The sequence below is a fragment of the Helicobacter suis HS1 genome (assembly GCF_026000295.1).
Lineage (GTDB): Bacteria > Campylobacterota > Campylobacteria > Campylobacterales > Helicobacteraceae > Helicobacter > Helicobacter suis.
The window spans coordinates 1214503-1235198 of record NZ_AP026769.1; the positions used below are offsets into that span (position 1 = coordinate 1214503).

Consider the following 20696-nt stretch of genomic DNA (forward strand, 5'->3'; position numbering starts at 1 on the left):
TCCTTTCTTATTGGTTAGGGACAATCCAATTATTGTGTGAGGCACAAGAATAATTAGCATTAGGTGTTTGCGCCCATGAGCAATACTTGCCTTTATCGCTAGATTTCCAAGGACTACCAGAGCTAAAACTATAAGACATACACAAATTACCATTCCCATTAGGGCGGTAATAAGTGGCTTGCCAATTGGTAAAATCTTGCGTGTTAATAAGTTGCTTAACACCATTATTGAGATTAAGCTCTTGGCTTAAAGTGGTGAGTTCAAAATTTTTACGATATTCATCGCTCAAATTAAGACTATTAATATAGATAGTCAAAGGAATGCGTTTGAGCGTTTTTTGAGCTTGTGAGACATAATAGTATTTATAGGTATCATACACTGCATCACTATCGCCCTCATTTCTAGGGCGGATATATTCAATGGTTGTGCCTTGATTGATGGTTTTATATTGTGTAACCCATTTAGCTAGGGTTCTTAGATTGCCTTGAGAATATCCTGTGTAACCATAGGTTTTAGTCCAAGAACCCCAGGAATCCTTACAATAAGAAGTGGCAGTCCATTGACTACTATTTAATGACATTTCTTGAATTTCAAAGGTAGTGTATTGTGGCAAATTATCATTAGAACCATCTGTAGTGTCTAAATCGCCTACTTCTTCGCCTTTAACTGAACTTGCAACATTGATTTTGGTATAAGGTTGGACAATTTTAGGCACTTTACCCATATCAGAAGTGTAATCACAGCCTGTTACATTGTAGTATTGATTAGCTACCGTATCAAAGATACGAATTTGAGTGGGGCGATAAGCCTCTAATTTAGCATCATCAAACTGCCATTACCACATGCATAAGTTTGATAACTAAATTTCAAAGGGCTAACCACATTATGACTGATAAAAACATTTTGTTTAGTGATAGGGTCAATATAGTATTGATTGACCACTCTTTGAACCGTTCTAGTGGCAGGGTCATTATCGTATTTGACTAATTGTTCTTGAACGCCTGCAAAATCGGTGCAACTTTTAGCCATATGGATAAGATTATCAAGTCCACGAAATAAAATCTCTGTTTGAAAAAAACTCGCACTCCCACTCCCATAGCCTTTATCGGTAGTGGTATCTAGTTTGCATTTATTAGCGTCTTCATACATAGTAAATTCAAATTGTTTTCCATACAAATCCACACAACCGCCAATATTCACACTTTTATTTTCTCTGTTAATGAAATAAAACTGCGTTTGCTTAATGGCTTTCATGTTTTCAAAGTCATAGCTGTATTGACAGACATTGTCGTTTCTAAAGGCTTGCATTTTAAAGCAAGAGCCATTTCTATCTACAATATCTAAACTCATCGTGTTGCCATTTCTAATGGGAGCGGTGCAAAATTCATTGGTATAATGGCTATCTGCACTAGCAGTGCCTCCATTGGCACTATTATCCCCATTAGCCCCACTTGTGCCATTAGCTCCATTAACTCCATTTGTGCCATCAATTCCATTAGCACCACTACCATTTTGAAGTCCGGGCGAATAAGGGAAAGGGATAAAGCCTCCTCCCATGCCCCCTATACCTCCGCCTCCACTCATAAAGGGGGTATAGCCACTATTAGAACTCCCACTAGAACCACTACCACTTCCAGCAATTGGGGGGAATGGGTTAGAGCCTACGCCTTGATAACCACTTGTGCCATTAGCTCCATTTGCTCCACTACTTCCATTTTCCCCTTTAGCCCCATTATTACCAGAAGTGCCATTTACTCCATTTGCACTTGTGCCATTAGAGCCAGCGTTATTGCTTGTGCCTCCATAACCACTTGCATATCCCATGCCACTTGCCCCACTCCCACTAAAACCTTTGCCATTTTTACTAGAGACATACGCACTTTTACTCACCCCTATGGCATTAGACATCTCACTATCGTTTTCACCGCCTAAGACAATCCTTGTGCCTTTTTTAAGAACCAGTTTGCTTTTAATTTCTTTAATGGCGTTTGGGGGGCTTTGTAAGGTCTTATAATCATTGCCCTTTTTAATATGCGTTACACTAATTGAAAGATTAGCTCTATTCTTAGAGACCTTGTAATGACCCATAGCAATGGTATTTTCTTGAACCTTATTACCCACAACCACAAAAGCTTTAAATTCGCTATTTTTTCTTAAATTCCAATCTTGCATGGTCTGTATCACAAGAGCATGGCTTATTGAAGTAACTAAACATAAACTCATCAAAATTTTAAAAACATTAGATTTCTTCTTCATTATTAACTTCCTCGTTTGATTTTTTGATTAGTGGTTTTTTCTCTTTAAAAAACTCCGCTAGAACCTCCCCATCTTTTGGTTTGGGGATAAAGATGTCTAAATTAGGGGTAATAAACACTCTGCTCCCCTCTCTAATGATGATAATGGGGTTTTGCGCTCCGTATTGTCTTAGCATTTGATTGATAACTTGGTTAATCCCCATGCCTGTGTTTCTAGTGAGTTGCATAAGCAAGTAATCCCCAAAAAAAGGGTTGCCATCACCTTTTCTATTTTGCCTATTAGCTAAGGCTGAAGTAATTCCTATTAAAAGACCATTAGAGAGCGTGTTAGTGAGTAAGGGGATACCATAGCGTTGAAAGTTTCGGCTAATGTATTTGCCTACTAAGCCATTATAACCCTTCACATCAGCCCCCCTTGCGTTAGTGAGCATGATGTTTATGCCTTGAGGCGTGATAATTCTAGTCCAAGCAATGTTAAGGCGGTATTGTCCAATTTGATTGTTATTATTGTAATAGCCTATAACCTTAGAGCCTTTAGGGATTAGCACCGCTCTACCCATAGAAGCAAATATATCGCTCTCTACTTGGGCGGTTACTTTTCCAGCAATTTGAGAGCTAATAGGCGTGATTAAAAAGGCTGGTATCATTCTATCAGCGGTTATAGTTCTTAATAGCTTATGCTCATTAGTGCCGATGTCTTTATATTTTAAATTGCTAAAACTATCCACGCCATATTCCGTCTCAGGCTTAATGGCTGGTTTAGTTGGTTCTAAAGGTTTAAGGCGTGTGTTTAAAAACTCTAATTGCTCTTTAGTATGCTTTAATTTAGGTTTCATTTTAGGGGGGCTTTGTAAAACTTGTTGCAAATGCGTGATGGTGTCATTTTGCTTGTTGAGATTGCTGTTAAGATGACTATAATCTGTAATGATAGGATTAGTTGAAACATTGGTAGTAGTTGGAGCTGTAGGTTGTGGCGTAGTTATTGTTTTGGGGTTTTCTTCTTTTTTTGGTTCTTCTTTGACTTCTTCAAAGAAATAATCGCTTAAGGGGAATTTACTTTCTTCTATGCTGTAAATTTCTTCTTTATTGTTATTGTTTGAACCTTTATTAGCAAGCAATCCTAATGCCATTAAAACAACAAAGCCCCCAACACCTAAGCCTATCTTTTTAAGCAAGGATTGTTTCATCTTGCCCTCTTTGCTATCTTTTCTATACAAAGATAGGCTTTACCAAGCTTTAAATTCCATTGATTTGAGACATCTTCAGCGATTAGATAATCGCCTACTACTCTGCTATTAACAGGATTATCATAGCCATCTACGACCTTATAAACCACAGGGAATTTACTTCTAGAATTAGAGCGGTTGAACTTAAAATAAGTAAATTGCTCATCATTAAAGATTTGGGTGGGTAAATCATCTTTATACTTAGATTTAACAATCTTTTTGCACATCCATAAGCAATACCATTTGCGTTTTTTCTTATCTATAATGACATAGCCATATTCCATTTTTTTCTTGTTGATATAGATGTGATTGACATTGTCCCCAATCCTAATGAACTTGCCATCATCTTTGATTTTGGCGGAGTAATCCACATACTTCATTTCATCTTGGCTGTGTCTATGCTCTTTTAAAGTTTTAGTTTTGTTACTAATCACTTTAAAATTTTCTGAAGCCTTTCTAGAATTAGCTAGAGCGTTACTAGGGGGATAACTAGGGGATTTGAAACGATTTAAAGAAAGGGGAGCATTTGCTATTGCTGTTTTAGTAGTAGGGTTTTTTGACTTTGGGTTTTGTTCTTTAATGCTGTGTGATTTTTTAGTTATCTTTTTAGGTGCGTTATGGCTTACTTTAATGTCTTTGTTTGGGGTGCTATGAGTGGTTTTAATTTCTTTATTGGTTTCTTTTTTGGAGCTAGTGAAATGTTTAAAATACTCTTTAGAAGACACATACACCATTAAGGCTGGGTTTTTAGAACTTGTGTAAGTGGTTGAAAACACATAAAAGCTATACACCTTACCGCTTTTTCCAATAATAGTAAGGTTGCTATCCACTCCGATTTGTAAAGGCTTAATGAGTAAAATATTAGAAATCAAATGCTCTTTATCTTCGCCTAGCATTTTAGTAGAAAAACCTATATCATCGCCTAAAACTACTTGAGCAATGGGTTCATCAAAAATAAAAGTGGTTGTCATAGCGTATCTTAGGCGAATATTAAAAGTATCGCCTATGGTGTAATGGATAAAATGAGCGTTATCTTTTATGGAGCGGTTTTTAGCAAAGAAGTTACTTTGAATAGCGTTAAAATTAGTCATGGGTTTTAGGGAATTATCATCATTATTATTGTCATCGTTTTGTGGGTATGCATCATCGCTCTTTTGAGTTTGTTTAGACACTTCTTTGTTTGCATAAGGACTATTAGCACTAAACGCACTAATAGGCACATCATTAGGTTTTGGAGTTAGCTTGTTATTGACATAATTAGTGGCATTATTGATAGTTTGCTTGGCGCTATTAAGAGCATTATTAGTGAATTGTTTGGCGTTATTTAACATTGTTTGAGTTTGTGTGTTATTTGACTGGCTATTTTGTATAGGTGTAGTGGGTTGTGAATAGGTATTTTGATTTTGAATAGGTGTTTGTGGATAATTAGGCTGTGTGTTGTAGTTAGTGCTAGGTTGTGTTTCTTGTGGCTGGTTATAGTTATTTGTAGGTGCGTTATTAAAGGGTTGTATTGTAGGATTTTGTGAATAATCCATAGGCTCATTATAATTTTGAATGCTATTTTCTGCTAATAAGCTGACAACAGCCTTTGATAGGTTTTTCTCTAAGCTGGCAGATTATCCTAGATTCAAATCTAAAAAGCATTCTAAGCAGTCTTTCTGTGTCCCGCAACACTTAGAGATGGATTTAGGCAACAACCAAGTCAAGCTACCCAAATTCAAAGAAGCTATTAAAGCCAAGTTTGGGCTTTAATGCTTGCGATTTCACTCAAGGAATATTTATCTACGATAAAGCCTGTAGGGTTTTTAGGCATAGAACTATAATCAAATTGAATAAGGGGTTTGAAGTGATAGATTAAAGACACTCTGTAGCGTTTTTCAGAGATTAAATAGCCTTTATCAAAGACCTTAGCTACAATATCTGCTACAGCGATATTTTGTTGTTTGCCTTAATCTACAAACCAAACTCACTAAAGCGCAAAGGAGATTGTCTAAGAAGAGTTAGAATAGATACTGCCCTTGCCTGATACTAACTGCTCTAAAGTTTTCCACACTTCTTCAGAGCTTTGCTCTCTTATGGTTTCATTCAAGCGGATTTTGTCATCAATATGATTGATAGTTTCTCTAGCTATAATGTAAGAGCCGACTAGATTTCTTAAAAATGCCTCGCCATAATCTACTTTGGTATCCGCTCTTTGCACCACAGCAAAATGCTTATCGCTATTAGCAAAGTCTATAAAATAAGGTTCAATTTGTTTTAAAGGCATTAAAAAAGCTAGAGCCACGCTTAAAGAAATAACACCTATTAAACCTCCTATGGCTAGTCTATACGCCATTTGAGTATTCTTTCTTTGTATTTCAAACACGCTAGATAAATCTAATTCATCTTTTTTAAAACTCTCTAGCTGAGAGTTTAATTGTTGCATGACATTGTCTTTAAGCTTGTGTGTAACAATGCGTTCTAACTCAGGCAACACCCTTTCTTGAATTTTATTCGCCCATGTTTCAAAAGAGATTTTTTCTAGCTCTTGGTTTTTAGCAATGTTTGTTTGAATGCTTTTGATTAGCTCCCCACCCGTCTTTAGCGGGTGGGTGATTCACATGCTCTCTTATCTCTTGTAAATTAGACATACAAGCCCCCTGCATCATAGGTGCATTTAACGCACAAGGGGATTTTTTCATCTCTATGAATTTATCTGAGCATGCATTTAAAAGCGCAGCCACTAATATAAAAGCTAGATATTGCATCTTTTTTCATGTTAAACAAGCCCCTTTTAATCCCACTCGTCTTTAGCGGGTGGGATGAATGCCCCCTACCCTTGATTTTCTATGTATCTTTTGATGGTTTCTGGGTTAGCTTCTCCTATGGAACAGGCAAAAAATCCATCTGTCCAAAATTTTTGTTCTTTCCAAAAATGCTTGCGTAAGAACGGGATAAATCTTGGTTCTCTCCAAACTCTATAAGTAGTCATCTGCTTGATCCGCAAGATAATGGAACTGATAGACACCCTAGGGATATACTGAATCATCAGGTGTAGATGATCTTTATCTGTCTCCATTGCTATGATGATAAAATCTGAACTTTCCTCTATCTCTTCAAGCACAGACTTTATAAAAATAGCCACATCTCCTACGAGCAACTTTTTTCTGTATTTACACACTAAAATCAAATGGGCTTTTAGATTATGTTTGCTCCTGTTTGTGGACAAATAGCCTTTGAGTTTGTAATGGTTTTCTTTCATAGCTCTACCTCAAAAATATTTTATAAAATTATGTTATAATGATGTAAAGTTAAGGCGTAAGAAATTGCTTAAAGCAATAAAGTTTAGAATTTATCCCACCATAGAGCAAAAAACCTTGATACACAAGCACTTTGGCTGTGCTAGGGTGGTCTATAACTACTTTTTAGTATACCGCCAAAAGCAATACGCACAAGGCATTAGAGAAAATTACTTTAGCATGCAAAAGGCGCTCACTACTCTCAAAAAACAAGAGGCTTACGCTTACCTAAGTGAATGCAACTCTCAAAGCTTGCAAATGGCACTAAGACAGCTGACAACAGCCTTTGATAGGTTTTTCTCTAAGCTGGCAGATTATCCTAGATTCAAATCTAAAAAGCATTCTAAGCAGTCTTTCTGTGTCCCGCAACACTTAGAGATGGATTTAGGCAACAACCAAGTCAAGCTACCCAAATTCAAAGAAGCTATTAAAGCCAAGTTTCATAGGCATTTGCCTACAAACTCTATCGTCAAACAGGGGTTTATCTCTTGTGTAGCAGATAAATACTATCTCTCTATAAGCTATGAGGATAATGAGCCTGAACCTAAACCCACAACTATCAGAAAAGCTGTGGGTTTAGATATGGGTTTAGAGTCTTTAGTCATCGCCAGCAATGGCGTGTTCTACCCATATAAAAAGTTTTTCCAGAATCTACAAACCAAACTCACTAAAGCGCAAAGGAGATTGTCTAAGAAACTAAAAGGTTCTAATAATAGAAAAAAACAAGCTAAGAAAGTGGCACAAATCCACGCTTCTATCAGGAATAGCAGAGAGGACTACCTACATAAAATCAGTAATGAGATAACCAATCAATACGATTTGATAGCAGTAGAAACCTTGAAAGTTAGGAATTTGGTCAAAAACCACAAACTCGCTAAGAGCATTGCCAATGCCAGCTGGTCTAGGCTCATTAGTCTATTAGAATATAAGGCTGGTTGGAAGGGTAAAACCCTTATCAAAATTGACCAATACTTCCCTAGCTCTCAAATCTGCTCGACCTGTGGGAGCAACACAGGTAAAAAGCCACTGCCTATTAGAAATTTTATCTACCCTTGTTGTCAAACATACCACCACAGAGACCTAAACGCTAGCATCAATATCAGAAACTATGCTTTGGGAATGCTAGATGAGCGACACGCTATCAAGGTAGATAAAACTAGGGTAGGGATTACCCGAAGTTACGCTTGTGGAGATTCCGCTAACGGGGCTGTAACCAAGTATGGCTACATACTGGATACTGCTAGTTATGGATCGTTGAAGCAAGAAGCCCACCCGTCTTTAGCGGGTGGGTGATTCACATGCTCTCTTATCTCTTGTAAATTAGACATACAAGCCCCCCTGCATCATAGGTGCATTTAACGCACAAGGGGATTTTTTCATCTCTATGAATTTATCTGAGCATGCATTTAAAAGCGCAGCCACTAATATAAAAGCTAGATATTGCATCTTTTTCATGTTAAACAAGCCCCTTTTCTAAGGCCCCTTTTCTAAGTGTTTTTTGTCATCAAATTTTTGATAGGTGTTATTGACAAAGACTTCTTTCCAAGTAGTAGGGTAGTGTTTAATAAGATTTTCAATATGTTCTACCATGCTAGAATTGGAGCTAAAGATTTGTAAGTAATTACCCAAAGAGCTAAGGCTCACATCTATAATGTTAGATGAGCCATCATTCATGTTTTTGAGTAAGACCTTGTATTCATTAACGGCGGTGTTTTCTAAAAAATGTTTTTCTGTATCGCTTAGTCTAATGCCAAATTTATCGTTTAAATCTTTGGTATCAATATTTCTTTGGGGATACAAAATTAATTCCTCCATTGATTTAATAAAGCTTTGAGCGTTTCTCACTTTTGCCTTGTGGTTAATAAGTTGTACAGCTAATTTTGCATTAAGTTTGAATTTTCTAGCTTGCGTGATGATTTCATTGATTTTTTTATTCATCATTTCATTTTGAGCGTAAGACTTAAACTCATCAATAAAACACAAAAACCCACGATTGATTCTCAAGGCTCTATCAATCATTTTATGAAAGACATAATAGGCTAAAAGCCCAGCGTCATCATCATTGTGTAAAATGCTATCAGTATTTATGGTGCTAATACGAGTTTTAAGAATTATTGCTTACATGCAAAGTTACATCTTTATGAAATTCATCTACAATGCTTTTGATACCACAAACAAGGGTATAAGCATCATTATATTGCTCGTTTTTCTCTAATAAATCCACACTCTCTTTCAATTTAGAGATAGTTTGCTCTAAGTTGTAAGCAATAGTTATTTTATTAGGTTCTTCTACTTATCAATAGCGTTTAAAAGGGCTGTTCTATCTTCTATCTTATCATTATGTTTGTCATAGCTATCTACTTTTGCCATTTGGGCATAAAAATGCAATAAAAAGGCTCTGTTACTTGCGCTATCTTCTAATGAAAAAGGATTAATATGAAAGCTTTCGCCTTCATTATAAATCCCATCAAAATACTTGGTAAAAGAATACAAGCCATTTAATCTATCAAGAGCTAGAATGTCAATGTTAGGGTATTTTAAAGCACTCATCATCAAATAGCTAATAAGCGTGGTTTTACCAGCTCCTGTTGCGCCAATAATCATGGTATGTCCTACCACTCGTGCCACATTATGGGCTAACACGCCTTTATGTTTGACTTCTTGGTTGTGGAAGTTAAACAAATAAGGGCTATGGTCTAGGTTCTTAAACACAGATAAGGGCATATCCCCCCATGAATTTGCCCTAAAACCTGTATTATTTTTCTCAAACAAGATTAAAGAGGCAATCACTTGGGAAGTTTGATTTCTCATTCTAGGATTGATATTGGCGTTATTAGGAAAAAAAGAAAAATAAGAGGGTTTTAGCCCTATGGTTTCTGTAACACTGCCTAGTCCAGCGTTATTTCACACAAAATTGAGCCATCACTTTATAAGATTGCTTGGTGAGCGTGAAATCTAGGTGGTAGACAACAAGTTCTTCATCTTTTTCTAAATTTTCTTCATTGACAACTTGTGCTAAATGAATGATTTGATTTTTTAAGGTTTGTATCATTTCATAGGTAAGAACCTTTAAGACACCGATTTGTTTGATTTTCAAATGGTTTAAAGTCTCTTTATCTTTTAGTAGGGCAAACTCGCTCTCAAAGGTAAAATGCCCTAAGCTATTCTCTAAATGCTTTTCTAGCAATGAGAAGTCTTTATCCCACAAATAGCTACAAGAAATTTCTGTTTCATTCTCTAAAGTTTGAGCGATTGGCTCTTGTTCTTTGTTTGAGTAAAACTTTTCTAAATGCTTTTTAATATCTAGAAATTCTTCATCAATTTGTATGGACTTCTTGTCTAGGATTAGTTCAATCATTGTCTTCCTTTTGTTTTGTGTTTTCATATCCATTTGCGAAAAGTCAATGTTTTTCACTCTTTCTATGGTTTGAATGAGTAAGGCTCTTTTACTTGTGGCACTAAAGGTTGTCTTTTTGTTGAACTTGTTTTTCTTGTCTTTGTTAGAGCTTGTATTTGAATTGGTCTCATTGGAGCTATTTTCATTCTCTTGTTTATTCTTCTTTACAATGGCTGTTTGGTAAAAACAAAGATTAGAAGGAATGTCTTTGTTGGTTAAGTCTTTGTAAGTTAAAGTGTTAGTGGTGTTAGGATCAAACACTAAAAAATACTCTGTTTTGTAGATTTCCTTGCTCTCAAATTGCGTGATAATAGCTTTTGCGTATGGGTTATCAATATTTGGGCTTTGGTTGATAAATTCTTTACGCCTTTTAGCGACAATCCTTAATTGAATGTCTTTACTAATGGTGTTTAAAACATTTTGCCTTGTATCAAAATAGCCCTCCAAATCTTTTTGCATTAAGTTTGAATAACTTAGTCCTTGTAAAGACATAATAGCGACTAAATTTTCTTGTTTAGTGATGATGAAAGTATCATCATACAAGCCTAAAATATTGCATTCCTCTGTCATAGAATAGGTTTTTGGAACAAAACCTGTTAAATCTAGAGCAATCTTATTAGACTTAGCGTTAAATGCGAGTTTGTAGAGCATATCTAGTAATCGTTTAGCCCCTTGTCCGCCCACAAAACTGATAAAGCTTTGTTCATGCATAATGCTAGGATTAAATATTTGCTTTTGATAATCTTTTTTAGTTTTGAAAAAACGTTCATGCGCTCGTTTTTCTCTAATAAGACCACACTTATAGAGAATTTAGAGATAGTTTGCATCTAAATTTGGTTTTAATGTTTTTGCCATGTTTCTTCTACTACGATTTCTTGTTGCATATCCTTTCCTTTAAGCATAAAATGAATTGGATTTGGTTTTAATCTTAGAATGGGCGATTAAAATGTCGCTTATATCTTCATCAAAGAACTCCGCTATGCTAAAAACCAATAAAAAGCACACATACAGCATTAAAGAATTTAAAAAATCTAGCCAAGGTATCATTACAAAAGGAACAAATCCTGCGATTAAAAAGCTTTTAGCATTGAGCCAAAGAAACTTTTCTTTAGAGCTGATTTCTTTGAGATTAGAAACTGAAATGCCGACTAATTGCATTTGTTTTCCTTTAAAAAATACTCATAAACCAATTAGCTAAGGCTGGGGCTTTAAAAAAGATTGCAGCGCCTATGGCAATAGCAAGGACTGTCATTAAGATTTCTTTCCATCTGTCTAAATTTTTCCATATGAAAATAGCAAGCCCTAAAAAAATGACCATCAAAATACCCTTAGCGGTGGGGCTAGTGAGTTGTTGTTCAATGCTATTAAAAAAGGTAGTCATATCCGCTTGTAATAAAGGTGGTGAAAAACCTAAAAAGGCGATAAGCTTTCTAAAATGCCTTAATTTTTTCATGCGATATTCCTTTCTTTTTTAATCACACAAAATTGAGCCATCACTTTATAAGATTGCTTGGTGAGCGTGAAATCTAGGTGGTAGACAACAAGTTCTTCATCTTTTTCTAAATTTTCTTCATTGACAACTTGTGCTAAATGAATGATTTGATTTTTTAAGGTTTGTATCATTTCATAGGTAAGAACCTTTAAGACACCGATTTGTTTGATTTGAGATAGGTTTAAAGTCTCTTTATCTTTTAGTAGGGCAAACTCGCTCTCAAAGGTAAAATGCCCTAAGCTATTCTCTAAATGCTTTTCTAGCAATGAGAAGTCTTTATCCCACAAATAGCTACAAGAAATTTCTGTTTCATTCTCTATATCTTACCTTAGAACTTTCTCATACATTTTCTAAAGACATGGAATATAAGCGATTTATCATGATTAAAGAGCGCGGAGATCATCTCTATTTGCACCAATACAGCGAACAGGTTTTTAAAAAGAACTTTTGTTTTGTGGATTCATATCCATTTGCGAAAAGTCAATTTGCAAAGTGTCTTTCCAATAAAACAAAAATCTAAAATTTCATATGGCGTCATTCTTAAGCACTCTATTGAAAGTAGTTTGAAACTTTGGGTGAGCTATTAATGGGTTCGCCCACACACTCTATGTCTTTTAATGCTTTTAAGAGATTTTTCTTTACAATGGCTGTTTGGTAAAAACAAAGATTAGAAGGAATGTCTTTGTTGGTTAAGTCTTTGTAAGTTAAAGTGTAAGTGGTGTTAGGATTAGAAATAGGCGTGAATTTTAAAACGACATTATTAGTTTTTTGCATAAACTCTTGGCTAGGAATGTGCATAATACATTCTTTTTTGTTGATTGTTACTCTCTTAATTTCTTTAGCAAACTTTTCTAAGAAACGCATAATAAAATAGAAGAAGGGCGATGGTATATTGTTCTTTTTGTTAGCTCCTACTGAATTGTAGCCCAAAACCCTGACTTAGTAGAACTCCAACTCTTTCAGATTACCAAACCCCCCACACCCACTACACCGGGTCAAAAAAGCCCTATCAACCTTGTTTTTAAACTTGTCAACTCTTGCCACAATCTGTAAAAATGTTTTAGCGTAATGTCTATCTAGAGCAATCTTATTAGACTTAGCGTTAAATGCGAGTTTGTAGAGCATATCTAGTAATCGTTTAGCCCCTTGTCCGCCCACAAAACTGATAAAGCTTTGTTCATGCATGATAACATTACCTTTCGCCAGCCGGTGCGTTTCCAGCAAGAATCTTATGTTTTGATCCGCCGTATCACAACAAAAGAGGGAAAATTTGGCTATCCATGCCTTAACATCGCTCAAAGGGGTCAAGAATCTCCTAACATGCCTCTTTGTTTAAAACAACCCGGACAAGCTGATTTTGTTGTTAAGAGAAATTATGTAACCCTAGAATTTTTCACCCCTCTTTTTACAAATGTTACGCGCAAAATTTCTTGATTTTCTATTCTCTGCTAAAATCTTACTAAAAATAAGGATAGCATGCGCATTTTTGTATTTTTACTAGCTCTTTCTTTGTCTTTGCAAGCAATAGATAATTTTCAAGCAATGCATCAGGTTAAAGAGTGGCTACGCGAGTTTTTACCAAAAGATACTCAAACCACAAATTACTATGTTCTCTATCCTGAAACAGAAATGAGCCAAGAAAACAAGGTTTCTTTTAAGTTTGCAAACCAAAACTACACCTTTCTTTATGCCATAGCCAAGCACTTTACACATAACAAGCTAGATAAAAATGCTTGAATGTGCTCGGGTATGCTTTATGCAGGTAAGTTATATAAGGCTTTTTGTTTGCAAGGTTTTAAAGACGCCTTTGTCCATGTTATAAAAAACACGCAGGAGATGTATTTGACCCTAAATATGACAGGTTTTTATAACAAGCCTACTATGTCGCTTTTAGTCTTTAAACCTCTTGAACATGATTTTTATAACACCTTTTATTTAGAATACTATGGTTGGCAAACAGCCTACCAACGAATCGATCATTATTGCCTCTCTAGAGACAATCCAAACGGCTCTCAAGCCCTCATTCCTATGAGCGCTATTACAAACGATCTCTTACTTAAGCTTAGTAAAGTACCCCACAAACATCTTTGTTCCATAGAAAGTCTTGAGCAGTCCTTACCCCAAAAGATCAAAATGGGGAGTCAAACTTACTCCCTTCTAAAACTCACCTCCTCCTTTGATGCTTCTTTACTTTTAAGCTGTGATTATATTATCAATAGCAAAGGAAGTGGCTATGTTGGGCTTTGCCACACAAACACCACAAGCCGTTTTATCTACAAAGAAGGCTATCTTACCTTAGAACTTTCTCATACATTTTCTAAAGACATGGAATATAAGCGATTTATCATGATTAAAGAGCGCGGAGATCATCTCTATTTGCACCAATACAGCGAACAGGTTTTTAAAAAGAAAGGAGGGATTAAAGAACTTGTAAGAAGCCATGTTTTTTACTCTCAAAGTAGAGACGATCCTAGTGGTAAAAATCCCTTAAATACTGATGACTATTTTAATACCTCAGCTTTAGAGAGTCTAGCCACTCTTTGCTACAAGCATAGACTTTGCATAAGAGAGTAGACATGCGTTTTATTTTAAGTTTTTTGCTAAGTTCTTGTTTGTTGTTGGCATGTAAAATCTATTCTACTTGTAATTGGGATCAATGGAATAAATTAAGCAAAACGGACTTTTTAAAGAATAGAGGCTATGACCAAATAAGTTTTAAAAAAGAGAAAAACGAAGTTAATATCCATAGCCAAACTTATTCCTTTATCCATGTGTATGGCAAAAAAGCAGATGATTTTCATAGAGCTTTGTGTGTAGGGGTGTTTTCTGCCTCTAAAATGCAAGATAAATTTTGTCTGGAGGATATGGAAGATCTATTAAGTCTTAAAAATAGCCAAAACCCTGACTTAGTAGAACTCCAACTCTTTCAGATTACCAAACCCCCCACACCCACTACACCGGGTCAAAAAAGCCCTATCAACCTTGTTTTTAAACTTGTCAACGGGATTTTCTATTTAGCGCGTTTTTCTAGTGGTTTTACGGTGTTTTATCAAGCTAAAGGAGGCTTACAATATAGCCTGCAAGAGATCAATAACAATCTCTTAGATAAACTTCGCCAACACAAAAAAGCTCTCCAAACCACTCTAGCCCCCGATAACATTACCTTTCGCCAGCCGGTGCGTTTCCAGCAAGAATCTTATGTTTTGATCCGCCGTATCACAACAAAAGAGGGAAAATTTGGCTATCCATGCCTTAACATCGCTCAAAGGGGTCAAGAATCTCCTAACATGCCTCTTTGTTTAAAACAACCCGGACAAGCTGATTTTGTTGTTAAGAGAAATTATGTAACCCTAGAATTTTTCACCCCTCTTTTTACAAATGTTACGCGCAAAATTATGATCACCTTTATCTACAAAGGCCCCTTGCTTTTTTATTTGCACCAGTATAGCCAACAGGATTACGATCGCAAAGGTACTATTTTGGGTACACAAATTTTCTACCGCCAAAGTTTTAACGATCCTAAAAAAGAACACCTCATCACTTTTGAAACTTTCACAAAATATTATCCCAATGCTCTAGGACAAAACCCATGCCCCTAGAAATCCTTAACCACAGCGATTTAGCTCCGGATTTAGAGACAGATTTATCCTACAAACTTATTCCGCTTATGGAGTATTTAAACATACAGGGTCTAGTAGAATTACTGCTTGTAGATGTAGAAAAGATGCGGGAGTTAAATTTAGAGTTTAGAGGACTAGATAAAAGTACCGATGTGCTAAGTTTCCCATTAGAAATACCCGGGCAAAAACTGTTAGGGAGTGTGGTGATTAATGTAGAATTAGCCACAATAGAAGCCAAACAAAGAGGGCATAGTTTGTTTGCAGAAATCACGCTTTTATTTGTACATGGCTGTTTACATCTTTTAGGTTTTGATCACGAAAAAGATAGGGGGGAGCAAAGAGAGAAAGAAGAGGAAGTGATTAGAGTTTTTAATCTACCTGCTAGTTTGATTGTGCGCACACAAGAGTTTTAAGGATTTTAAAATTTTGCTCCCAATGAGGGTTTAAAAAAAGAGGGCGCAAATGGGGCGGTATTTTTAAAAGGCGGCAAGCCTGCTTATAAGGTTTTGGAAGAACTCTAGAATCATTTTTAATAGCCATACCCACATAAACAAGCCCCCCACCTAAGCCCACAAAATAGGTTTGTTTTGCGGTTACAAAAACTCCATTGAAACGATTTTTTTCTAACTCTAGGCGTTGTTTAGCGCTAAGTACATAGCCTAGATTTTTTAATAAAGAAGTGATGTAGTAAAGGTTTTGTAAATGCGTAGCAAATACCCATACCCCACACACTTTAACAGGATTGATAGCCGGGTAGAGTTCTTGCTTTTCTTTTTCTAAGGCCTTGAAACTGCGCACTAAACCCCTTGCCACATTAAATCCCGGAAAAACCCCTTCTAAAAATGGATTGCTTACGCATTGCCTAAAAATATTGCGCTTAAAACGCGGGCTAAAGTTTGTCTCGTCCTCAAAATAGCGGTATTTATTTGTGTGTAAATATTCTCTTAATGTGCGCTTTTGTGTGTAAATAAGCGGGCGGATCAAATCATAGCCTACGCGTTTTTCTAAAGCGCTAAAGCCTAATAAAGTTTGTAAACTGCTTCCTTTAGCTAGTTGCATGAAAAACCACTCCAATTTATCATTAAGATGGTGGGCTAGGATTAAATGGGTGTAGTTAAACTCTTGAATAATCCGCTCAAAAAAACTATAGCGCTCTTTTCTATAACGCGCTTCTAAATTACTCCCGCTTAAATGCACTTGTCCTATGTGTACACGCTTGCTATATTTTTCTGCTAAATGCTTAGCATAGGCGATCTCTTCTTGACTCTGTGCGCGCAATCCATGATCTAAAATGGCGATGTCAAAGTTTACACCCTCTTTTTTAAGCAAAAAAAATAACGCCACTGAATCACCCGTATTTAAAATCAAATCCTTCGATCGCCTATTAATCACCCAAGTATTAGCCGCTAGCTGTAGTCCAAAGAAAAAGGCCCAGCAATGATAAACTACAATTTCAAAATCGTTGCTCCATTTACTTTTAGATGAATTTTAACAAAAGGAGCAACCCCTGCATGGTAGCATTTTTAGCCCGTTTCTTCCGTTTTAAAGAGCGCCGTACTTCGCTTGGTATTGAAACTTTAGCCGGTCTTACCACTTTTGTAACTATGGCTTATATCGCCATTGTCAACCCAGCCATTTTACAAAAAGCAGGCATGGATTTTGATGGCGTGTTTATGGCCACTTTGTTAGCCACTATTGTAGGTACTTTAATCATGGGGCTTGTGGCTAATTATCCGATTGCTATTGCCCCCGGGGTGGGCATGCACGCCTACTTTGCCTTTGTGGTGGTACTTGGCATGGGCATTCCTTGGCAAAGCGCTTTAGGGAGTGTTTTTATTGCCTCTGTGATTTTTTTATGCCTCTCACTGACTGGTTTTAGAGAGGCACTCATTAAAGCCATTCCCACCTCTTTAAAAGCAGGTATTGCAGCCGGGATCGGGCTTTTTATTGCCTTTATTGGCATGCAAAATGCCCATTTAGTTGAATCCTCTCCAGCTACTATCATCACCTTAGGCAATTTTTCCCAGCCCATTGCCTATATGTCCTTAATTGGATTATTTATCACCATTGTTTTACTCGTCAATCGTGTACGCGCGGCTATTTTTTTAGGCATTCTCATCACCGCTTTTTTAGCACTCCTTTTAGGACATCTTAAACTCCCTGAACATCTCTTTGAACTCCCTAAAAATATAGATAGCACTTTTTTAAAGCTTGATATTTTGCATGCCTTTAAACCAGATTTAGGCGCTGTGATCTTTACCTTCTTTTTAGTCATGCTCTTTGATACCACAGCTACCATGATTGGAGTAGCCAAGCAAGCTAATCTTTTAGAGGGCGATTATTTTTTAAACGCTAGAAGCGCTTTATCAGCAGATGCCATTGCTAGCGCTATAGGGGCTCTTGCAGGCACTTCGCCCACTTCTACCTACATTGAATCGGGCGCGGGAGTGAGTATGGGAGGCCGTACGGGTTTTACTTGCGTTGTGGTGGCTTTTCTCTTTGCTTTGCTCTTTTTTTTAGCACCTTTGGCTAAAGCTTTAGCTAGCGTGCCAGCCATCACCTCTCCCGCACTCATTATTGTAGGCTTTATGATGATGAGTCATTTAAGCCAAATTGATTGGCAAGACTTAGAAGAGGCTTTGCCTGCCTTTTTTGTACTCTTTTGGATTCCAATTTCTTATAGTATTACAAATGGCGTGGGTATAGGTCTTATTCTTTACCCTTTAATTAAAATTTCTCGGGGCAAGTTTAAAGAGGTACACCCCCTACTCTATCTTTTTGGGGTCTTGTTTGTGATTCAATTTGTATTAGACGCTAAAGTCTAATTTATTTTGACAATGGGCCAAATTTTTAGCGTTTTTACCTTGACAAGGGCGGCTCTTTGTAGTAGAATACGCGCCGTGTTTGATACACCTAGCCGTGCCGCAAATCCATGGTAAGCTGTTTGTAAACCACTTTCCTAGCTGTTGGGGAAAGTTCTTTGCTGTTGTTATGTTGCTCTCTGTCTCCTAACTTAGATTTGGAAACCTAAGAAACCACGATGACCATTGTGCCTTAAAGAGGTTAATCTTTTGTTAATGCTTTGGATTTGCTAGCGCGCATGGTTTAAAAATGCCATGCGTGTGAGATAAAAAATAAGAGATTGCGCTCAAAGGGGCTTTGTTTTTCTGGGTTTAGAAAAATCTTCATGCCAACCTCTACATCTACAATATGCCATGTTACAATCGTGCGGAATTGTACCCCAAATGTCCCAATAGCCCTAAAGTAAGCGGGTTTGAAAGTAAAATCTCCAAAAGACCTCCATGTATTTAAAATCAAATCCTTCGATCGCCTATTAATCACCCAAGTATTAGCCGCTAGCTGTAGTCCAAAGAAAAAGGCCCAGCAATTAATAGGGTTTTTATTGTAGGCCACCATTAAATCCGCCCCCACCCCATAAGTGAATAAATTAGCCTGCTTAGAAGTTCCGGGGTCCAACAGTACATTTCCATAATCTAAAAAAGCATAATAACGGCCATAAGACCAATCATGCTTAGGGTTGTATTCATATCCCCAAGTAATAGATGCTCCTTGAAGAGGTTTGTTAGCATTTAAGGGTTTTAAATAGACCATACCCACTTGATAAGCCGAAGACATATAGCTTAAATTCTTAGCCCAACAAATAGAGAATAGAGCCAGTAAAATCCAACACTTACAGAGTAAAACCCCCCATGCTTTCATGCCAACCATTTGTTATTTGTTTTTGACCCTTATAATCTGGTGCTAGATTTGGACATAGTTTAGAATTTTAGCTTGGATAGCTGGCTGGATATGTAGGCGCAAATCTAAAAGACTTAAAGGGAGAGGACAGTGGCTAAGTTTTATCATATCTTTAGAGGTTACTAGTAAAGAAGTGGCTTTATGATTTACAAATTCTTGTTGCAAACGCTTTAGAGAAAAATTTGCATGATCAAAAAAGTAGAGTTTGCCCACCACTTTAGGCAAATAAGCATCTAAACGGCTAGGATTAGCAATAGCTGTTACTAAGAGCATTCTAGGAGTGGGGTTTAAAACCTGTACTTCTCTTGTGTAGTCCACTCCCTCCTGTGCGATAATATCAGCTAGAGTGTAACACTTAGGGCATTCGCGATAAATCCCACTAGGCAAACAAAAATTAAAATAAGGCGTGGATTCTGGCTTGAGTAAGATATTGAGTTTTTTAAAATTAAAACGAAACCCATCATCTAATAACACCACCTGTGCTCCCAATTTTTTGGCCTCTAATATGCCTTCTTTGCGCGCTTCACTCACAATCACGCTACATTTATTTAGCGCCTTAGCCAGCAAAAACGCCTCATCGCCTGCTCTTTGTTCAGATACTAAAATATCCCCATACACACTCACCACCACTAACCCGCTAGAAGCGCGCTTATAACCCCGACTCACAATGCCTACATGGTAGAGTGGGGCTAAGATTTGGGCAAGTGCTAAAATAAAGGGTGTTTTCCCACTCCCTCCAGCCACTAAATTACCTACACTTACAATAGGAATATCTAAATCCTCAAAAGAAGCTAATTGCCGTTTAAGGGTTGCGATTTTTTCATAAAAAAAAGAGAGCGGATATAGCCCGTAAGCTAAAGCTTTTTGAAAAAGAGAGGGGTGATAAAAATAGCGTTCTAACCAAGTCATAGGGGGCATAAAGTTGGCATCACGCGTTTAAAGGCGTTTTTAGCCACTCTTTCTTTTATCGTGTGCACTAAATCAGGCACAAAACCTAGATTGATTAAATCTTGAGTATTTAAATGCGGGTTTTGCTCCATGTGTAAAAGCAATGGATCAATTTGTGTATAGCTATAGCCTAGTTCGTCTTGATCGCTTTGGTTATGATAAAAATCTGCACTGGGTGGTTTATTTAAAATACTGCTAGGGATTTCTAACATGCGCGCAAGCTCATAAACTTGGGTTTTAAATAAATTGCCAATAGGATTAATGGCGTAGGCTAAATCCCCAAAAATCGTGCCATATCCTAATAGTATTTCGCTTTTATTACTCGTGCCCACCACTAAAGCGTTGTTAGCTAAGGCATAATCATAAAGCATAGCCATGCGCATCCGCGCGCAAAAATTACCCTGCCTAATTGGGCTAGCCTCTTTGTATGCTTGTTTAAAGGCGCTATGGTAGGGGGTAATAGGGCATTGAGTATAAGCAATATTAAAACGCTCACAGAGTAATAACGCATCTTGCATAGCGCTTTTTGGTGTGTTTAAAGCGGGCATGAGTAAGGCATGGGTGTTATTTTCAAAGGCTTTTTGGCATAACACCCCCACAACCGCGCTATCTACCCCCCCACTTAAACCATAAACCACGCGTACAAAACCGCGTTGAGAACTCTCTGTTTGTAAAAATGCTACTAGTGTTTGAATAATAGAAAGGTGTAATTGCATGGGTG

At 37.0% G+C, this 20696-nt stretch carries 19 protein-coding genes and 10 pseudogenes; 8 read left to right on the forward strand and 21 right to left on the reverse strand.

Going from position 1 to position 20696, the window contains the following annotated elements:
* Window positions 1-7: 7 nt before the first annotated feature.
* From OO773_RS06650 to OO773_RS06660, 3 genes and pseudogenes are all read right to left on the reverse strand, one after another.
* Window positions 8-2256, reverse strand: a pseudogene (locus OO773_RS06650) (collagen-like protein).
* Window positions 2240-3442, reverse strand: a complete 1203-nt coding sequence (locus OO773_RS06655) for a DNA type IV secretion system protein ComB10 (protein WP_034375657.1) — start codon at window positions 3440-3442, stop codon at window positions 2240-2242. The pseudogene OO773_RS06650 and the gene OO773_RS06655 overlap by 17 nt, the downstream one beginning before the upstream one ends.
* Entirely contained in the window at window positions 3439-5016 is a 1578-nt protein-coding gene (locus OO773_RS06660) for a TrbG/VirB9 family P-type conjugative transfer protein (protein ID WP_406600075.1), read from the reverse strand. The genes OO773_RS06655 and OO773_RS06660 overlap by 4 nt, the downstream gene beginning before the upstream one ends.
* A 19-nt stretch (window positions 5017-5035) precedes the next feature.
* Between OO773_RS06660 and OO773_RS06665 the strand changes: the two genes are divergently transcribed.
* On the forward strand, window positions 5036-5233 hold the full coding sequence (locus OO773_RS06665; RefSeq protein ID WP_264828495.1) for a hypothetical protein: 198 nt from the start codon (window positions 5036-5038) through the stop codon (window positions 5231-5233).
* Here the strand turns inward: OO773_RS06665 and OO773_RS06670 are convergent.
* The 3 genes and pseudogenes from OO773_RS06670 to tnpA all read right to left on the reverse strand — a co-directional run.
* A pseudogene (locus OO773_RS06670) lies at window positions 5211-6050 on the reverse strand (VirB8/TrbF family protein); the annotation flags it as partial. The gene OO773_RS06665 and the pseudogene OO773_RS06670 overlap by 23 nt on opposite strands.
* Before the next feature lie 67 nt (window positions 6051-6117).
* Window positions 6118-6228 (reverse strand): annotated as a pseudogene (locus OO773_RS06675) (type IV secretion system protein VirB7); the annotation flags it as partial.
* A 65-nt stretch (window positions 6229-6293) separates the two neighbouring features.
* Window positions 6294-6722 (reverse strand): IS200/IS605 family transposase, encoded by a 429-nt coding sequence (gene tnpA, locus OO773_RS06680; protein ID WP_034376438.1) that lies wholly within the window; start codon window positions 6720-6722, stop codon window positions 6294-6296.
* Window positions 6723-6786: 64 nt separating this feature from the next.
* Between tnpA and OO773_RS06685 the strand changes: the two genes are divergently transcribed.
* The gene (locus OO773_RS06685) at window positions 6787-8052 is read left to right on the forward strand and encodes an RNA-guided endonuclease InsQ/TnpB family protein (RefSeq protein ID WP_073117121.1); all 1266 of its coding nucleotides are present in this window, start codon (window positions 6787-6789) and stop codon (window positions 8050-8052) included.
* Window positions 8053-8079: 27 nt separating this feature from the next.
* Here OO773_RS06685 and OO773_RS06690 read toward each other — a convergent pair whose 3' ends face one another.
* The 11 genes and pseudogenes from OO773_RS06690 to OO773_RS10090 all read right to left on the reverse strand — a co-directional run.
* Window positions 8080-8214 (reverse strand): hypothetical protein, encoded by a 135-nt coding sequence (locus tag OO773_RS06690; protein WP_000738747.1) that lies wholly within the window; start codon window positions 8212-8214, stop codon window positions 8080-8082.
* 18 nt (window positions 8215-8232) lie between these two features.
* Window positions 8233-8871, reverse strand: a pseudogene (locus OO773_RS06695) (transporter); the annotation flags it as partial.
* A 177-nt stretch (window positions 8872-9048) separates the two neighbouring features.
* Window positions 9049-9663, reverse strand: a pseudogene (locus OO773_RS06700) (VirB4 family type IV secretion/conjugal transfer ATPase); the annotation flags it as partial.
* A complete protein-coding gene (locus OO773_RS06705) occupies window positions 9659-10117 on the reverse strand; it encodes a hypothetical protein (RefSeq protein ID WP_264828735.1) in 459 nt (152 codons plus the stop codon). The pseudogene OO773_RS06700 and the gene OO773_RS06705, both read right to left, overlap by 5 nt.
* A gap of 195 nt (window positions 10118-10312) precedes the next feature.
* Window positions 10313-10411, reverse strand: a pseudogene (locus tag OO773_RS10075) (integrase); the annotation flags it as partial.
* Window positions 10399-10807 (reverse strand): annotated as a pseudogene (locus OO773_RS10080) (transporter); the annotation flags it as partial. The pseudogenes OO773_RS10080 and OO773_RS10075, both read right to left, overlap by 13 nt.
* A 243-nt stretch (window positions 10808-11050) precedes the next feature.
* Window positions 11051-11314: a hypothetical protein gene (locus tag OO773_RS06715; RefSeq protein ID WP_006564000.1), complete on the reverse strand. Its 264-nt coding sequence runs from the start codon at window positions 11312-11314 to the stop codon at window positions 11051-11053.
* Between the two features lie 10 nt (window positions 11315-11324).
* Entirely contained in the window at window positions 11325-11609 is a 285-nt protein-coding gene (locus OO773_RS06720) for a TrbC/VirB2 family protein (RefSeq protein ID WP_006563999.1), read from the reverse strand.
* Window positions 11606-11968: pseudogene (locus OO773_RS06725) on the reverse strand (hypothetical protein); the annotation flags it as partial. The pseudogene OO773_RS06725 and the gene OO773_RS06720, both read right to left, overlap by 4 nt.
* A gap of 229 nt (window positions 11969-12197) precedes the next feature.
* Window positions 12198-12572, reverse strand: a pseudogene (locus OO773_RS10085) (integrase); the annotation flags it as partial.
* Between the two features lie 107 nt (window positions 12573-12679).
* Window positions 12680-12836, reverse strand: a pseudogene (locus OO773_RS10090) (integrase); the annotation flags it as partial.
* Here OO773_RS10090 and OO773_RS06735 point away from each other — a divergent pair.
* From OO773_RS06735 to ybeY, 5 genes are read left to right on the forward strand one after another with little or no spacing between them, the layout of a single operon-like run.
* Window positions 12828-13082 (forward strand): hypothetical protein, encoded by a 255-nt coding sequence (locus tag OO773_RS06735; protein WP_264828496.1) that lies wholly within the window; start codon window positions 12828-12830, stop codon window positions 13080-13082. The pseudogene OO773_RS10090 and the gene OO773_RS06735 sit on opposite strands and share 9 nt — an antisense overlap.
* A gap of 42 nt (window positions 13083-13124) precedes the next feature.
* On the forward strand, window positions 13125-13385 hold the full coding sequence (locus OO773_RS06740) for a hypothetical protein (RefSeq protein WP_050780145.1): 261 nt from the start codon (window positions 13125-13127) through the stop codon (window positions 13383-13385).
* Window positions 13386-13433: 48 nt separating this feature from the next.
* The gene (locus tag OO773_RS06745; protein ID WP_073115667.1) at window positions 13434-14222 is read left to right on the forward strand and encodes a hypothetical protein; all 789 of its coding nucleotides are present in this window, start codon (window positions 13434-13436) and stop codon (window positions 14220-14222) included.
* 2 nt (window positions 14223-14224) lie between these two features.
* Window positions 14225-15247 carry a hypothetical protein gene (locus tag OO773_RS06750; RefSeq protein WP_040499088.1) on the forward strand — a complete coding sequence of 341 codons (1023 nt, stop codon included), beginning with the start codon at window positions 14225-14227 and terminating at the stop codon, window positions 15245-15247.
* A complete protein-coding gene (gene ybeY, locus OO773_RS06755) occupies window positions 15238-15681 on the forward strand; it encodes an rRNA maturation RNase YbeY (protein ID WP_050780143.1) in 444 nt (147 codons plus the stop codon). Before OO773_RS06750 ends, ybeY begins: the two co-directional genes overlap by 10 nt.
* Here the strand turns inward: ybeY and tilS are convergent.
* Window positions 15650-16636 (reverse strand): tRNA lysidine(34) synthetase TilS, encoded by a 987-nt coding sequence (tilS, locus tag OO773_RS06760; protein ID WP_264828497.1) that lies wholly within the window; start codon window positions 16634-16636, stop codon window positions 15650-15652. The two genes, ybeY and tilS, sit on opposite strands and share 32 nt — an antisense overlap.
* Window positions 16637-16779: 143 nt before the next feature.
* Between tilS and OO773_RS06765 the strand changes: the two genes are divergently transcribed.
* Complete coding sequence (locus tag OO773_RS06765; protein WP_040499087.1) at window positions 16780-18093, forward strand: NCS2 family permease; 1314 nt, start codon at window positions 16780-16782, stop codon at window positions 18091-18093.
* Between the two features lie 280 nt (window positions 18094-18373).
* Here the strand turns inward: OO773_RS06765 and OO773_RS06770 are convergent, their stop codons facing one another.
* Genes OO773_RS06770 through OO773_RS06780 form a run of 3 tightly spaced genes read right to left on the reverse strand, consistent with a single transcriptional unit; the run spans window position 18374 to window position 20691 of the window.
* On the reverse strand, window positions 18374-18988 hold the full coding sequence (locus OO773_RS06770) for an outer membrane protein (protein ID WP_231102786.1): 615 nt from the start codon (window positions 18986-18988) through the stop codon (window positions 18374-18376).
* Between the two features lie 42 nt (window positions 18989-19030).
* Window positions 19031-19936, reverse strand: coding sequence for a tetraacyldisaccharide 4'-kinase (locus OO773_RS06775; protein ID WP_040499093.1), 906 nt, complete (start codon window positions 19934-19936; stop codon window positions 19031-19033).
* Window positions 19933-20691 carry an NAD+ synthase gene (locus OO773_RS06780; RefSeq protein WP_040499086.1) on the reverse strand — a complete coding sequence of 253 codons (759 nt, stop codon included), beginning with the start codon at window positions 20689-20691 and terminating at the stop codon, window positions 19933-19935. Before OO773_RS06780 ends, OO773_RS06775 begins: the two co-directional genes overlap by 4 nt.
* Between the last annotated feature and the right edge of the window lie 5 nt (window positions 20692-20696).